The following is a 15,134-nucleotide window of genomic DNA, read 5'->3' as shown; positions in this document are numbered from 1 at the left end:
TTCGGTCACATGAGGTAGCACGCCTCGGTGAACTCGAAGTCCGCCGCGGTCGGCCCCTCGTACCATTCCTCCTCCAGGACCAGACCCGTCGGGCTGCCCGCCTCGATCCGGTTGAAGATGGTCGAGCGCGACGCGTGCTCGTTGACGTCACCCGAGTAGTCACCTGCGCCCTCGGCGAACATGCCGTCGGTGTCCAACCCGGTCAGCTGGTCGGCGGTCTCGAAGACCCCGGCCCGGGTGAGGTCGTCGTTCTCGATGGCCTGCTGGAGCAGACCGCGGATGACGGTCTGGGCGGCCCATCCCAGCACGAACCAGTCGTTGGGCTCGGCCCCGATGGACTCGGCGAACTCGCGCATCTCGTTGTGACCCTCGGAGTCGTATCCCCAGGGCGCGACGGTGGCGGCGCCCCGGTACCGGGCTTCCAGCGCGGGAGCCGCCTGGCTCCCCATCAGCCCCGCGCTCCAGGTGGGCGTGGCGCCGATGAACTGGCCCTCGTACCCCTGCGCGACGGTCGCACCCACGATGGCGCCGGTCTCGATCGCGCTGGTGGCGAGCAGGACGACGTCCGGACGGTCGGCCAGGATCCGCTGGATCACCGCGGTCTGCTCGTCGGTGCCGCCGGGCGCCGTGGTGTACCGCGTGAACTCGATGTCGCGCTCCTCGGCGGCGATCTCCGCCCCGTTGGCCGCGTCGTCGCCGTAGTCACCGGGGAAGTGCACCATCCCGACGCTCGTGGCGTCGAGCTCGTCGACGGCGTAGTCGACCATGTTCATGGCCTCGGCGCAGTAGCTGGTACCGAACTCCAGCACGCCGTCCTCGAAGAGCCAGTTCGACCCCAGCGAGGCGGGAACCGCCAGGATGTTCTGCTGCCGGGTGTCATCGAGGATGCCATTGGTGTGGGCCGTGCCCAGCGAGTGCGCCAGCACCAGGATCTGATCCCTGATCTCCCGGTACTCCTGGGAGTGCGTGGTCTCGTTGTAGCCGCTGTCGCGAACGTGGGTCACCATGTCGACCTCGTAGCCGTCGATGCCCCCGTTCTCGTTGACGTTCTGCCAGTAGGCCTGCGCGCCCTCGATCATCGGGGCGCCGACCGGGGAGAACGGGCCCGTCAGGTCGGTGACCGCACCCAGGTAGATGCAGCCGTTCGACTCGTCGACCGCGTTCGGGCACGGCTCGTCGGTGATCCCGGCGACCTCGGTGTCGGAGGCGTCGTCGCGACCACAGCCCGACAGGACCAGGGCGACGGCCGCCAGACCGGCCACCCCGCTGCGTAGCGTCTTGGACTTCATGATGTTCTCCTCGGTGTTCGATGTGTGGGATCAGACGTGGGTGGGGTCAGTAGGTGAAGGGGAAGCTCTTCCAATACATCCGCATCCGCAGCCATATGCCGAACAGGCCGCGTGGCTCGAACAACAGGAACGCCACGATGAGGCCGCCGTACAGGATCGCCTCGACCTCGTAGATGTTCGGGCTGACGTTGGGCGCCGTGGAGATGTAGGGGACGAAGTGCGCCATCTCGGAGGAGATCCGGGGCAGCGACGCGATCAGCAGGGCGCCCATGATCGTGCCGGAGATCGTCGCGGCCCCGCCGATGAAGACGATCGCGACGAACTGGATCGACATGATCAGCCCGAACTGCTCCGGACCGAAGTGCCGGTTCGCGACGAACAGCAGCGACCCGCACACACCCGCGTAGAAGGACGAGACCGTGAACGCGATGAGCTTGTAACGGGCCAGGTCGACACCCATGACGCCGGCCGCGATGTCACGGTCGCGGATGGCTCCGAAGGCGCGGCCGACCCGTGAACGCGCGATGTTCCGGGCCGCGAGCGCCCCGATCAACAGCAGCGCGAGGAAGAACCAGTACAACTTCTGGTCCGAGGTGAACGCGCTGTCGAGGGTGAGGTCGTCCCCGAACAGGATCGGCCGGGGGGCCTCGCGACCGACTCCCTGGCCACCGGTGACACTCCCCCACTCGGTGAAGATGTACGTGCCGAGGAAGACCAGGCCCAACGTCACCACCGCGAGGTACAGCCCCCGCAACCTGGTGGCCAGCGGCGCCACGATCACCCCGCAGAGCGCGGCCATCGCACCGGCGGCGAGGATCCACGCCGGGATGAAGGTGATCCCCAGGCCCAGCGCACGCCCCTCGGGATCGCCGGCCACCACCGAGGCGGTGTACGCGCCGACCCCCACGAAGAAGGCGTGACCGAGGGAGATCTGCCCCGCGTAACCGGTGATCAGGTTGAGCCCGATCCCGCCGATCGCCAGGACCAGCCCGAGCCCGAGGATCCGCAGCACGTCGTCGCTGACGTTGAGCGGCAGCAGGACGGCGAGGACGACGAGCACGGCGGCGCCCAGCGCCTTGGCCCGCGTGTTGAACAGCGCCTGCTCCTGCCGGTAGCTGGAGTAGAGCTCCGGCCGCCCGCGGGGACCGCCGAAGAAGCCGGCCCGTCGCCCGGTCGCGGTCCGCGGCGTCGGGGATCCCCCCGACGGTTCCGCCGCCGATACGAGTGTGCTCATACCCGTTCCACCTCCTTGGTGCCGAAGAGTCCGTGGGGTCTGACCAGCAGCACGGCCAGCATGATGATCCAGGGCATCAGCGGACCCAGGTTCGTGGTGAGTTCGGGCATGACGCCGCTGCCGTCGAACCACTGGTTGTGATAGGTCGAGACCATGGCCTGGGCTATGCCGATGGTCAGGCCGCCGATGATCGCGCCGCCTATCGAGTCGAACCCGCCGATGACGATCGCGGGCAACGCGATAAGAGCCACGAGCCACAAGGTGTTGCCGATCGGGCCGCCCGTCGCGGCGAAGATCCCCGCGAGTGCCGCCAGGGCCCCGGCCATCGCCCAGGACAGCGCGAAGATCGCACTGGCGCTGACGCCCTGGGCCATCGCCGCCTCCTGGTCGGAGGCGACCGCACGCATCGCCAGGCCCACCGAGGAGTACCGGAAGAACAACAGCAGGGCGACGACGATCACGGCGGCGGTGACGAACGCCGCCACGTGCCGGTGCTGGACGATGACCCCGCCGATCACCGAGACGTCGGTCCCCCACGGGTCCCCGACCGAGCGCGGTTGGGTGCCGAGGAACATCCCGGCGACGGTTCGGATGACGATGTCCAACCCCACGGTGATGATCGCCACGATGAACACCGCCTTGCCGACCATCGGGCGAATCGCGGCCCGCTCGACCAGCAGGGCGATGACACCGATGGCGATCACCCCGAGGATCGCCCCGACGTAGAACCCCATCACCGGCGCGAGGAAGCTGACGATGATCGCCCCGGACATGAGGAACGCGGGCTGCGCGAAACTGATGACGCCGGTGGCCTTGAAGATCATGACGAAGCCGATCGCGACGAGTGCGTAGATGGCACCCGACCCCAGACCGACGCTCAGGGCACTGAGGAACTGGGTCATCGTGCCCCCTCGTAGAGCTCGTCGACGAGATCCGCGAACATCCCCGTCACCGCCGAGCGCTTGACCTTCTGGGTGGCGGTCAGCTCACCCTCGTCGTGGTCGAGCTCCTTGGGCAGCAGCGCGAATGCCTTGACCTGCTCCACGGCGTTGAACCTCTCGTTGGCGGCGTCGACGACCCCCTGCACCAGCTCACGGACCTCGGGTTTCTCCGTCAGGTCGCGGTAGGTGGTGTAGGCGATCCGTTTGCGGGTGGCCCAGTCACCGACTGTGTCGAGCTCGATCCCGATGAGGGCGGTGAGGTACCTGCGACCGTCGCCTATCACGAGGGCCTCCTTGATGTAGGGGGACACCTTGAGGGCGTTCTCGACCTCGGACGGCGAGACGTTCTTGCCGCCGGCGGTGATGATGATGTCCTTCATCCGGTCGGTGATCTTGACGTGGGTCCCGTCGACCCACTCGCCCACGTCCCCGGTGTGCAGCCAGCCCTCGGCGTCGATGGTCTCGGCCGTCTTCTCGGGGTTTCGCCAGTACCCGGCGAACACCGCCGGGCTGCGGACCAGGATCTCGCCCGTCCTCTCGTCGATCTTGAGTTCGGTGCCCTCGTGGGGTTCACCGACGGTCCCGAGCTTGACCCGTCCGGGCTTGTTCGTGGTGGCGATCGCCGAGTTCTCCGTCATCCCGTAGAGCTCGTGCATCGGGACGCCGATCCCCATGAAGAACTTGAGGACCTCCGGGGCGATCGGTGCCGCTCCGGAGACCGCGTGCCGTGCGTACCGCAGGCCCGTCCGGACCCGCAGAGCCCGATACATGCAGATCCAGCCCACCAGGTACCACGCCCGGCTCGCCGCCGTGTGCCGTCCGCCGTTCGAGACCAGCGCGTCGCCGATCCGCTCGGCGCGCGCCAGCCAGAAACCCGACCACTTCCGCTTGAGCCAGGTGGCGTCCTCCAGACGGATCTGGGCCGAGGCCAGGAGCTTCTCCCAGATCCGCGGCACGCCCATCACCAGGGTGGGCTGCACCTCCTGGAGGTTCTGGGGCACGGTGTCGATGGATTCGGCGAAGGTCACCTGGAGTCGGCTCGCGCAGCTCATCCACGTGGTGAAGAAGCGCTCGGCGACGTGCGACAGCGGGAGATAGGTCAGCACGTAATCGGAGGGCCCCGGGGGCGGATCGGAGGTCCCCCCGCGGGTCATGACGGTGTCGATCGCGAACTCGACGTTGGACGTGGTGAGCATGGCGCCCTTGGGTGGGCCGGTCGACCCGGAGGTGTAGACGAGGGTGATCAGATCGTCAGGTCGTGCCTGCTCCATCCGTCTGACCACCGCCTCCGGGTCCTTCAGACGGTGCTCTCGCCCGAGCGCCAGGAAGTCGTCCCAGTGGATGAGGCGCTCGTCGTCGTAGTGTCCCCGGATCCCGCGCGGTTCCAGGTACACGATGTGGGTGAGGTCGGGGCACTGCTCGGAGACCGCCAGGGCCTTGTCCACCTGCTCCTGGTCCTCGGCCACGAGCAGCTTCACCTGGCTGTTCTCCAGCAGGTACCCGACCTCGGCGGCCGGGTTGGTCGGATAGACGCCCACACTGACGCCCCGGACGGCCACGGTCGCGATATCGCAGATCAGCCACTCGGGCCGGTTCTCGCTGTGGATCGCGACTCGGTCCTGGGTGTCGATCCCGAGCGCGATCAGCGCGTGCGCGACGTCCTGGATCTGGTCCCAGTACTGGGCCCAGGTCGTCGGCTGCCAGACACCCCGTGACTTCCTCCGCAGTGCCACGTCCCCGGGGTGGGCGGCGGCGTTGTCCCGGACCCGCGTGGCCAGAGTGGTGGTGCTCATCAGCTCCCCCCTCCGTCCGCGGGCACCGCGGCCTGGCCGCCCAGATAGGCCTCCACCACCGCCGGGTGGCTCTGGACCTCCGCGGGGGTGCCGAGGGCCAGCGGGGCGCCGAAGTCGATGGCCAGCACGCGGTCCGCGATGTCCATCACCAGGCTCATGTCGTGCTCGACGAGGATCATGGGGGTCTTGAACTCCTGTCGGATCGAGAGCAGGAAGCGCGCGGTGTCCTCGGTCTCCTCGAGGTTCATCCCGGCCACGGGTTCGTCCAACAGGAGGATCTCCGGCTCCATCGCCAGCGCCCGCCCGAGCTCGATGCGCTTCTGGATGCCGTAGGGCAGCAGGCCCACCGGGAGCTTGCGCCACGCCTGCAGTTCCAGCAGGTCGATGATCTCCTCGACCGCGGCGCGGTTCAGTTCCTCCTGGCGCCTGGCCGGCCCCACCCAGGCGATCGCGGCGAGTGTGCCGTAGCGGAACTTCACGTGGCGACCCAGCATGAGGTTGTCGACCAACGTCAGGTTGGCGAACAACTCGACGTTCTGGAAGGTCCGGGCGACCCCCAGACGGGCGATCTTGTGCGGACGCATCCCCAGGAGCTGTTGACCCTTGAGCTTCACCGACCCCTGCTGCGGCCGGTACACCCCCGAGAGCACGTTGAAGATGCTGGTCTTCCCGGCGCCGTTGGGGCCGATGATCGCGAAGAGCTCGTCCGGGTTGACGGTGAAGTCGACGCCGTCGATCGCCTTGAGGTTCCCGAAGGCCAAACTCACCTGCGAGAACTCGACGACCGGGCTGGTCGTGGACGGGTTCGTCATGATGCCCACCTCTTGCGCCGGCGGTACTGTTTGACGTTGCGATAGGACTTCGTCCCGTCGGAGTCCGAGCGCGCGCCCAGGTAGAACTCGCGGATGTCGTCGTTGTCGAGCAGGTCCGCCGCGGGCCCGTCCATGACCACGCGGCCGGTCTCCACCACGTACCCGTGCCTGGCGATCGACAGCGCCATCGCCGCGTTCTGCTCGACCAGCAGCACCCCGGTCCCCTGCGAGTTGATCTCCACGATGATGTCCCGGATCTGCTCCACCATCTTGGGCGCCAGGCCCAGGCTCGGTTCGTCCAGCAGGAGGAATCGCGGTGCGGACATGAGCGCCCGGCCGATCGCCAGCATCTGCTGCTCGCCGCCGGACAGGTAGCCGGCGACTCGCGACCTGCGCTCGTGGAGGACGGGAAAGATCCCGTAGACGCGGTCGAGGCCCTCGCGGAGGTGGCGGCGCGTGACGTGCGCGCCGATGCGCAAGTTCTCCTCGACCGAGAACTCCTTGAAGATCCGTCGCCCCTCGAGGACGTGCTTGACGCCGTGTCGCGCGATCGCGGGTGCGCTCAGCGAACCGATGTCCTCCCCGTCGAGGGTGACCGACCCCTTGGTGATGGCCCCGTTGTGGACATCGAGTAGTCCGGAGAGGCTGCGCAGCAGCGTCGACTTGCCGGCTCCGTTCGCGCCCAGCAGCGCGACGATGTGGCCGTCCGGCACGTCGAAACTCGCACCTCTGATGACGAGCATCGCGTCGTCGTAGACGACTTCGAGATTACGAACTGATAACACTCGGCCTCCTGGTGTGATGGAGACCACACTATTCTCAGGTGTCCGAACATTTCTGTGTTTAGGCCGATTTCTCTGATCATGTTCTCGGCGGCGCCGGGCTGGGCGAAGTCCCTGCGGGTGGCGCCGGAGTCGTGATACGTGAGGCCAGTCCACCGTCCTCGACTTGATTGACCTGCGGCGATGCAGACCCGCGCGAGATCGGGTCCCGCGAGGACGGACGCGGCCAGGCGAGGCGTCGATCGTCTCTACACATGTGTTAACCCCGTAATCGGATCCTGTGGATCGGCCCGGAACCCGGCGTCCGGAGCCTCCTCAGGCCAGGGTCCCGACCCGGTCGACGGCGGCCACCGCGTCGGCCACCACCTCCACACCCGGAGCGGCCCCCGGGCGGCGCACGACGACCACCGGCACCCCGAGTTCGGCGGCCACCGCCATCTTCGGCCAGGTGTGCACGCCTCCCGAGTCCTTGGTCACCAGCACGTCCGCCCGGTGCGCGGTGAACAGCGCCCGCTCGCCCTCGGCCGAGTAGGGACCACGGTCGAGCAGGAGCCGCCACCGGGCGGGGATCATCCCCTCGGGCGGGTCGACCACCCTCACCAGCGCCTCGCGGGTGGCGAGCGGACCGACGAACCTCGCCAGTGACTGTCGGCCGACGGTGAGGAACGGGCGGCCCCCGAGGTCCGCGGCGGTCGACGCCGCCTCGTCGTGCCCCGACACCCAGTGCCACCGGTCGGCGCCGGGGGCCGCCGACCAGCCCGGTCGTTCGAGCCGGAGCAGGGGCACGCCGGCCTGCGCACACGCGGCGGCGGCGTTGGCGGAGATCCCCGCGGCGAACGGGTGCGTGGCGTCCACGACCACGCGGACCCGGTGCGTGGACAGGTGGTCGCGGAGCCCCTCGACCCCGCCGAAGCCGCCGATCCGGACCCGGCCCACGGGCAGCCGCGGACGCGCCACCCTCCCCGCCAGGGACGAGCAGAACTCGTGACCCGCGTCCTGCAGCAGTCTCGCCAGCTCCCGCGCCTCGGCGGTCCCACCCAGGACGAGGATCACCGCTCCGACCCCGGCGGCAGGGACGGCATCTCCGGCGCGCCCTCGCGGGCCAGCTCCAGCAGGGCGTCCAGGTCGAGGTGCTCCACCGCCAGATCACCCAGCAGGTCCAGTCGCCTCTCGCGTGCGGCGGCGAAGTCCACCCCGGAGGGTTCGCGGACCCGGCCGACGCGGGCCGCCACCTCCGCGAGGTAGGCCTGACGGAACCCGTCGGACTCGAGGCTCCCGTGCCACATGGTGCCCGCCACACCGTCGCGCCTCGCGCCCCCGAGGAACTCGGGGTCCGCGCCGAGGCCGATCCGCCCGTGGTGGATCTCGTACCCGGCCGCCGCGTGACCGAGCGCCTCCCCGGTGGGCAGACGCAGGACCTTCTCCGGCCCGAACTCCGTCTCCACGTCCAGCAGCCCGAGCCCGTCGACCTCCGCGCCCTCGGGACCCTCCACCCCCTCCGGGTCCCGGACGAGTCGGCCGAGCATCTGGAAGCCACCGCAGATGCCGAACACCGACCCCCCGGCGTGGGCGTGGTCGATCACCGCGCGGTCCAGACCGCGGGAGCGGAGCCAGGCCAGGTCGTCAATCGTCGCGCGCGTGCCGGGCAGGACCACCAGGTCCGCGCCCCGGACGGTCCGGGGGTCGGTGACGAACTCCACGTCGACGTCCGGCTCCAGCCCCAGCGCGTCGACATCGGTGAAGTTGCTGATCCGGGGCAGCCGGATCACGGCGACCCGCAACGCCCGGCCGGCGTCGGCGCGGCGACCGCCGATGTCCAGCGCGTCCTCGGAGTCGAGCCACACGTCGGGGCTCCAGGGCAGCACTCCGTGGACCCGCCGTCCGGTGAGCGCCTCGAGGTGGTCCAGCCCCGGTGCGAGGAGCGAGGGGTCACCGCGGAACTTGTTGACGACGAAGCCTGCGACGAGCCGCTGGTCGGCGGCATCCAGTAGTGCCACCGTGCCGTACATCGCGGCGAAGACCCCGCCGCGGTCGATGTCGCCCACCACGACCACCGGCATGTCGGCGTGACGGGCCAGGCCCATGTTGACGTAGTCACCGGCACGGAGGTTGATCTCGGCAGGACTGCCCGCGCCCTCGCACAGCACCAGGTCGGCCCGGTCGGCCAGGTCGTCGTATGCGGCATGGGCGGCGGTGGCCAGATGCACGCGACCGTCGACGAAGTCCCTGGACGAGACCGTCCCGGCGGGGCGGCCCATCACCACCACGTGGCTGCGCCGGTCGCCGCCCGGCTTGAGCAGCACCGGGTTCATCGCCACCTCGGGCTCGGCGCGTGCCGCGAGGGCCTGGATCCACTGCGCGCGGCCGATCTCCCCGAAGCCCGCCGGACCCCGGACGACCATCGAGTTGTTGGACATGTTCTGCGCCTTGAACGGCGCGACCCTGATGCCCCGCCGGGCGAACGCCCGGCACAGCGCCGTCACCACCACGCTCTTGCCGGCATCCGACGTGGTGCCGGCGACGAGGAGGGAGGCTGCCATGGGGATCGATCCTAGCCGCGCCCTCCCCCGCCCCCGCCGAGGTGCTCCGCCGACGCGACGACGGGCCGCGACGGTTAGGGGGACCCCGCGTTCCTGCTGGTGACACGCCCGCCAAATGCCCAGCTCAGAACGTATTTGAGATCACTGCGGACAAATGCGCTACGGCGGTTCGCAATATGGCACGCTCGGCCTCGTGCAGTTGTCCAGGTTCTCCGATCTCGCGCTCCGCGCCCTCATGCGTCTCGCCGCGGCCGACGGGCGCGGGGACCGGATGACCGCCGGGGGCATCGCCGAGTCGGTGAACGCGTCGACGAGCCACGTGGCCAAGACCGTCTCCCGGCTCGTGGAGCTCGGCCTCGTCGAGTCCCGGCGAGGCCGGGGCGGTGGTCTCGCGATCACCGAGGCCGGTCGTCAGGCGTCCGTCGGGCGGCTGCTGCGTGAACTCGAGGGCCCCGGCGAGGTGGTGCAGTGCGAGGGCCCGGCGCCCTGCCCGCTAGCCGGCAACTGCAGCCTCCGCCGAGCCCTGGCCGAGGCCCGCGAGGCGTTCTTCGCCGCCCTCGATCCACTCACCGTCTCGGGCATCGTCCACACCCCGACCAGGCAGGTCCTGCTCAGCCTGGGACCCGCCCCCTGACCGGTCGGCGACCACCGACCCACACCCCCTCGACGCCCGGCACCCCAGGTGCCCGGGTGACCCCGTCGCGTCCACTGAAGGAGATCCGCATGACCACGTCGCTCACCTCACTCGAGACGATCCTCGCCCATCCGCGGGAGCTCTCGCCGCACCACGTCCCGATCATCCGCGACACGCTCCCGGTCATCGGGGCGCACATCGACGAGATCACCCCGGTGTTCTACCGCACGATGTTCGGCAACCACCCCGAGCTCCTGCGCGACACCTTCAACCGCGGCAACCAGAAGCTGGGCGCCCAGCAGCGCGCGCTCGCCGCCTCCATCGCCACCTTCGCGACGCTGCTGGTGGACGGGAAGAGCCCCGTCGACATGCTGGCCCGGATCGGCCACAAGCACGCGAGCCTCGGGATCACCGCCGACCAGTACCAGGTGGTCCACGACAACCTCTTCGACGCGATCGTCCAGGTGCTGGGCGAGGCGATCACCCCGGAGATCGCGGCCGCGTGGGACGAGGTGTACTGGATCATGGCGGGCGTCCTCGTAGACTTCGAGAACGCCCTCTACGCCGAGGCCCGGGTCGAGCCGGGAGACGTTTTCCGGACCGCCGTCGTCCTGGCCCGGGAGGACGTCACCGATTCCGTCACCGTGGTGACCCTCGGCGGTCCCGACGGTGGCGACCTGCCAGACTTCCGACCCGGCCAGTACACCTCCGTCGGAGTGGTGCTGCCCGACGGCGCGCGTCAGTTGCGTCAGTACTCGCTGTCGGCGGCGCCGGGGTCGGGCACGTGGCGGATCGGCGTCCGCCGGGTCGACGCGGTCTCCGGTGGCGCGGGTCCGTGCCCCGCCGGTGAGGTCTCCGGGTGGCTGCACGCCCACGCCAGGGTCGGCACCACGCTCCAGGTCACGCTGCCGTTCGGTGACCTGGTCCTGGACGCCGCGGGAACCGGGTCGGGCCCGGACGCGGCACCGGTCGTCCTGTGCTCGGCCGGGATCGGCATCACCCCGATGCTCGGCATGATCGCTCACCTGTCGGCGACCGACGATCCCCGGCGCGTGCTGATCCTGCACGCGGACCGCTCGCCCGACCAGCACGTTCTGGCCGAGGAGGTCGCCGGCGAGTCCTCACTGCTCGCCGATGCCGAGGTGCACACCTGGTACGAGCACGGCGCGGACGCGGCCTCCGGACCCGGGACGGTCCACCCGGGCCTCATGGACCCGGCCTCCGTCGGACTCCCGGCGGACGCACACGTCTTCCTGTGTGGCTCCACCGGCTTCCTCCAGTCGATGCGCCCGAGGTTCCTCGAGGCCGGGGTGCCCGAACACCGGATTCACGCCGAGCTCTTCGCCCCCAACGACTGGCTGGTCTAGTCCCGCGCGCCGGGCGGCACCCGGGTCACTCCGGCAGCGGTTCCAGCCCGACCCCCTCGAGCGCTCTGCGGCCGCGATCAGAGGTGACCAATTCGCGGAACCGGTCGGCAGCGACCCGCTCAGCTTCGCCGTCCGGGCCGCCCTCCCCACCGGGTACGCGGGCGAGGACGTACCGGGTCATGCCCGCTGACCTCATCAGCTCGCGTTCGCGGCCCTCCACCTCGACGGGCGCCACCCACCCGTTCGAACTCGCCACGTCCGTGCGGTAGACGATTCCCACGTCCATCTCACCGTCCGCGAGCCTGGCGGTGAGAGCGCGGGACCCACCCGATTCCCTCACGGCGTCCACGGGTTGCACCGACCAGGCCGTGAGCACCTTCTCGGTCGCCTTCCCGCACGGGGTGTCCACCGCGCACAGGCCCACCCTCAACTCCGGACGGGCCAGGTCGGCCATCTCTCGGACGTCGCGGGGGTTCCCGGCCGGGACCGCCACGACCACGTGGTTGCGGGCGAAGATCTGCGGCCCCACCGCCGCGCCCTGCTCTACTGCCGACTCCATCGCCTCCTCGCTCGCGGAGGCGAAGACGTTGAGGTCCGTGCGTTCGGACAACCCCCGGGCGATCTCGTCCGACCGCCCGAGTTCGAGATGGACCCGAACACCCGGGTTCTCCGCCTCGAAGATCCGGATGATGTCGACGAACGCCTCGGACAGCGACGGGGCGGCCGCCACCCCGAGCGAGACGACCGCGGTGGCCTCAGGCTCCTCGACCGCACAGGCGACGCCGGAACACATCAGGGCGACGCCCAACGCGAGCCCCGAACGCCGTCCCACCGGTCACCCTCCGGCGAACGGGGGCAGGACGTCGACCACGGAGACCCCGTCGATCGACGCGTGGGGATCGCGGGTGGTCTCCTCGCCGATGAGGAACGACGAGACCGTGACGATGCTGGCGAGCGGCTCACCGTGCCGCTCGCAGACCTCCCGGGCCAGTTCGCCGATGGTGGTCGCCTCCGTGAGGAGGCGCTCGCGCGCGGTGCCGGCCGCGTCCTCGGCCGCCGCGTAGTACCCCACGGTGATCATTCTGGATGTCGTGCTCACGTGGTCGACTCTAACCTCTGTCCCGGACACGCCGGAACCATTTTGTTGACAAATCATCCACCTATGGCGCCCATCGACCTGCGCGGCCGGTGGAACGCCGTCCCGCCGATGCCGTGCCCGGCCTGCTTGCCCCACATCGCCCCGCGCCAGACCCGGGCGATCTCCGCGTCCTGCGCGCCGGAACGCAGGACGCCCAGGACGTCGGTCTCGTCGTCGCTGAACAGACAGGATCTCACTGTGCCCTCCGCGGTCAACCTCGTCCGGTCGCAGGCCGCGCAGAAATTCCGGGTGACGGTGGCGATCACCCCGACGTGTGCCGGAGACCCCGCCACCGAACGTCCGACCACCTGCCACAACTCGGCCGGTGCGGACGGGTCCTCGCGGCCGGCGGGGACGAGGTCGAATCGCGCGCCCAGCACCTCGAGCAGCTCCTGCGCGGTGACCATCTCCACCCGGGACCAGGTGTTGTCGGCGTCGAGCGGCATCTCCTCGATGAACCGCAGCTGCACGCCCTCGGTCAGAGCCCATTCCAGCAGGTCCGGAGCCCCGGGCAGGGTCGCCCGCATCGGCACCGCGTTGACCTTGACCGGGTCGAGTCCCGCCTCGACCGCGGCCCGCACCCCGCGCAGGACCGACGGCAGTCGATCGCGGCGGGTGAGCTCCGCGAACTCCAGGCGGTTGACCGTGTCCAGCGAGATGTTGATCCGGTCGAGCCCGGCGTCGACCAGCGCGCCCACCCGGTGCTCGAGTCCGACACCGTTACTGGTCAGGGCGATCGGCAGGTCCGGGCACGCCGCCCTGGTCCCGGCGATGATCTGCTCGAGGTCCTGGCGCATCAGCGGTTCCCCGCCGGTGAAGCGCACCTCGCGTACCCCGAGTTCGTGGTGCGCGAGCGCGACCAGCCGGACCACCTCGTCGCCCGTCATCCGTGCGGCGTCGGGGATCGGGGGCAACCCCTCCTCCGGCATGCAGTACGTGCACCGCAGCGAGCATTTCTCCGTCAGCGACACGCGCAGGTCTCGCGCGGTGCGACCGAAGGTGTCGATGAGCACCGAGGTGTTCGGGGGGTCCTGCGTTGTCACGCGCACCTCCGATCTGCCGGCCGTCCGGGTCGAGTGTAGGCGCGCGCCCGCATCACCGGCGGGCGGCTACCTCTCCGGCACCTCCACCTCCGGGTTCGGCCCGAGGAGGGTGAGCTCGTGGATCTCGTCGCGCTCGGCCTGCGCTCTCAACTGCGGGGCGATCACCCGGGCGAGGTGGTAGCCCAGCACCACCACGAGGGTGCCGAGCGCGATCCCGCCGAGCTGGAAGTCGTCCGTCACGACCAGGGTCGTGTCGCCGACGGCGATCACCACGCCCGCCGCGACCGGGACCAGGTTGAGCGGGTTGCCGAAGTCGACCCGGTTCTCCTTCCAGATCTTGGCACCGAGCAGGCCGATCATGCCGTACAGGACCACCGTGATCCCGCCCAGCACCCCGCCGGGCGTCGCCGAGATCACCGCACCCAGCTTCGGCGAACACCCCAGGAGGATGGCGGTCAGGGCGGCCACCACATATGCGGCGGTGGAGTAGACCTTGGTCGCGGCCATCACCCCGATGTTCTCGGCATACGTCGTCGTCGCCGATCCACCGAACGAGGTGGCCAGGACGGTGCCCGCACCGTCGGCGGCCAGGGCCCGGCCCATCAGGCCGTCGGTCTCGGTGCGCGTGATCTCGCCGATCGCCTTGACGTGACCGGCGTTCTCGGCGATCAGGGCGATGATCCCGGGGACGATGAGCAGCACGAACGCGAGCGAGAAGTCCGGGGCGTGGATTCCCACCACGCCCGCGGCCTCGTCGGTCATGGGCGGCAGCCCGAGCCACGGCGCGTCCCACACTCCCGACCAGTCCACCCGCAGGTGCTCCGTCACCTCACCGGCGGTGGCGTTGAACGAGGTGATGGGCCCGGTCACCAGGTCGAGGACCCACGACAGGACGTAGCCGAAGATCAGCGCGAGGAAGATCGCGATCCGGCCGGCGAAGCCCTTCAGTCCCACGGTCATGAGGATCAGGGCGATCATCACCGTCAGTGCCACCCACTGGTCCTGCGGCCAGTAGGTCTCGGCCACGACGGGCGCCAGGTTGAAGCCCAGCAGCATCACCACGGCCCCGGTGACGACCGGCGGGAGGATCGCGGTGACCACGCGCCCGCCCACCACGTGCACGATGATGCCGACGACGGCGAGCGTCGCACCCGCCACCAGCATCGCGCCGGTGACCTCCGCGCTCGTGCCACCCTGCGCGCGGATCGCCGCGACCGCCCCGACGAACGCGACCGAGGTGCCCAGGTAGCTGGGGACCTGCCCCTTGACGATCGCCAGGAACAGCAGCGTACAGACGCCGGAGAAGAGGATGGCGAGCTGTGGGTTGAGCCCCATGATGATGGGGAAGACGAACGTCGCGCCGAACATCGACACCACGTGCTGGGCGCCGATGCCGATGGTCCGGGGCCAGCTCAACCGTTCCATGGGGGCCACGACCTCGCCGGGCCTGATGCTCTTGCCGTCACCGTGGACGGTCCACAGCGTCGTTCTCCCCGGCCTTCTCGCCACCGTCGCCCCTTAGCTTCGCCGCCTGCGCCCCGCGCGCGGACCGTAGGCACAG

General features: G+C 69.9%; 14 protein-coding genes. 2 read left to right on the top strand and 12 right to left on the bottom strand.

Annotated features, from left to right (window positions below):
• Positions 1 to 5: 5 nt before the first annotated feature.
• The 8 genes from CT688_RS00770 to CT688_RS00735 all read right to left on the bottom strand — a co-directional run bounded on the left by CT688_RS00770 (position 6) and on the right by CT688_RS00735 (position 9,391).
• On the bottom strand, positions 6 to 1,289 hold the full coding sequence (locus CT688_RS00770; RefSeq protein ID WP_107755353.1) for an ABC transporter substrate-binding protein: 1,284 nt from the start codon (positions 1,287 to 1,289) through the stop codon (positions 6 to 8).
• A 46-nt stretch (positions 1,290 to 1,335) separates the two neighbouring features.
• The gene (locus CT688_RS00765) at positions 1,336 to 2,523 is read right to left on the bottom strand and encodes a branched-chain amino acid ABC transporter permease (protein WP_107755352.1); all 1,188 of its coding nucleotides are present in this window, start codon (positions 2,521 to 2,523) and stop codon (positions 1,336 to 1,338) included.
• Positions 2,520 to 3,425, bottom strand: coding sequence for a branched-chain amino acid ABC transporter permease (locus tag CT688_RS00760; RefSeq protein WP_107755351.1), 906 nt, complete (start codon positions 3,423 to 3,425; stop codon positions 2,520 to 2,522). Before CT688_RS00760 ends, CT688_RS00765 begins: the two co-directional genes overlap by 4 nt.
• Positions 3,422 to 5,257, bottom strand: a complete 1,836-nt coding sequence (locus CT688_RS00755) for a long-chain fatty acid--CoA ligase (RefSeq protein WP_107755350.1) — start codon at positions 5,255 to 5,257, stop codon at positions 3,422 to 3,424. Before CT688_RS00755 ends, CT688_RS00760 begins: the two co-directional genes overlap by 4 nt.
• Positions 5,257 to 6,069, bottom strand: coding sequence for an ABC transporter ATP-binding protein (locus CT688_RS00750; RefSeq protein ID WP_107755349.1), 813 nt, complete (start codon positions 6,067 to 6,069; stop codon positions 5,257 to 5,259). Before CT688_RS00750 ends, CT688_RS00755 begins: the two co-directional genes overlap by 1 nt.
• A complete protein-coding gene (locus CT688_RS00745; RefSeq protein WP_107755348.1) occupies positions 6,066 to 6,854 on the bottom strand; it encodes an ABC transporter ATP-binding protein in 789 nt (262 codons plus the stop codon). The genes CT688_RS00750 and CT688_RS00745 overlap by 4 nt, the downstream gene beginning before the upstream one ends.
• Before the next feature lie 312 nt (positions 6,855 to 7,166).
• Complete coding sequence (locus tag CT688_RS00740; RefSeq protein WP_107755347.1) at positions 7,167 to 7,904, bottom strand: cobalt-precorrin-6A reductase; 738 nt, start codon at positions 7,902 to 7,904, stop codon at positions 7,167 to 7,169.
• Positions 7,901 to 9,391, bottom strand: coding sequence for a cobyric acid synthase (locus tag CT688_RS00735; RefSeq protein ID WP_107755346.1), 1,491 nt, complete (start codon positions 9,389 to 9,391; stop codon positions 7,901 to 7,903). The genes CT688_RS00740 and CT688_RS00735 overlap by 4 nt, the downstream gene beginning before the upstream one ends.
• Positions 9,392 to 9,584: 193 nt before the next feature.
• Between CT688_RS00735 and CT688_RS00730 the strand changes: the two genes are divergently transcribed.
• Together CT688_RS00730 and CT688_RS00725 are read left to right on the top strand one after the other, a co-directional pair.
• Complete coding sequence (locus tag CT688_RS00730) at positions 9,585 to 10,025, top strand: Rrf2 family transcriptional regulator (RefSeq protein ID WP_107757910.1); 441 nt, start codon at positions 9,585 to 9,587, stop codon at positions 10,023 to 10,025.
• A gap of 89 nt (positions 10,026 to 10,114) precedes the next feature.
• On the top strand, positions 10,115 to 11,392 hold the full coding sequence (locus tag CT688_RS00725; protein WP_107757909.1) for a globin domain-containing protein: 1,278 nt from the start codon (positions 10,115 to 10,117) through the stop codon (positions 11,390 to 11,392).
• A gap of 25 nt (positions 11,393 to 11,417) precedes the next feature.
• Here the strand turns inward: CT688_RS00725 and CT688_RS00720 are convergent, their stop codons facing one another.
• From CT688_RS00720 to CT688_RS00705, 4 genes are all read right to left on the bottom strand, one after another.
• Positions 11,418 to 12,224, bottom strand: coding sequence for a substrate-binding domain-containing protein (locus CT688_RS00720; RefSeq protein ID WP_107755345.1), 807 nt, complete (start codon positions 12,222 to 12,224; stop codon positions 11,418 to 11,420).
• Positions 12,225 to 12,227: 3 nt separating this feature from the next.
• Complete coding sequence (locus CT688_RS00715) at positions 12,228 to 12,491, bottom strand: MoaD/ThiS family protein (protein WP_231750435.1); 264 nt, start codon at positions 12,489 to 12,491, stop codon at positions 12,228 to 12,230.
• Between the two features lie 53 nt (positions 12,492 to 12,544).
• Positions 12,545 to 13,573: a GTP 3',8-cyclase MoaA gene (gene moaA, locus CT688_RS00710; protein WP_231750434.1), complete on the bottom strand. Its 1,029-nt coding sequence runs from the start codon at positions 13,571 to 13,573 to the stop codon at positions 12,545 to 12,547.
• A 66-nt stretch (positions 13,574 to 13,639) separates the two neighbouring features.
• On the bottom strand, positions 13,640 to 14,998 hold the full coding sequence (locus CT688_RS00705) for a uracil-xanthine permease family protein (RefSeq protein WP_228548840.1): 1,359 nt from the start codon (positions 14,996 to 14,998) through the stop codon (positions 13,640 to 13,642).
• Between the last annotated feature and the right edge of the window lie 136 nt (positions 14,999 to 15,134).

Source organism: Dietzia sp. JS16-p6b (assembly GCF_003052165.1).
GTDB lineage: Bacteria > Actinomycetota > Actinomycetes > Mycobacteriales > Mycobacteriaceae > Dietzia.
Note: the sequence above shows the minus strand (reverse complement) of the source record. Positions and strands in the feature narration are given on the sequence as shown.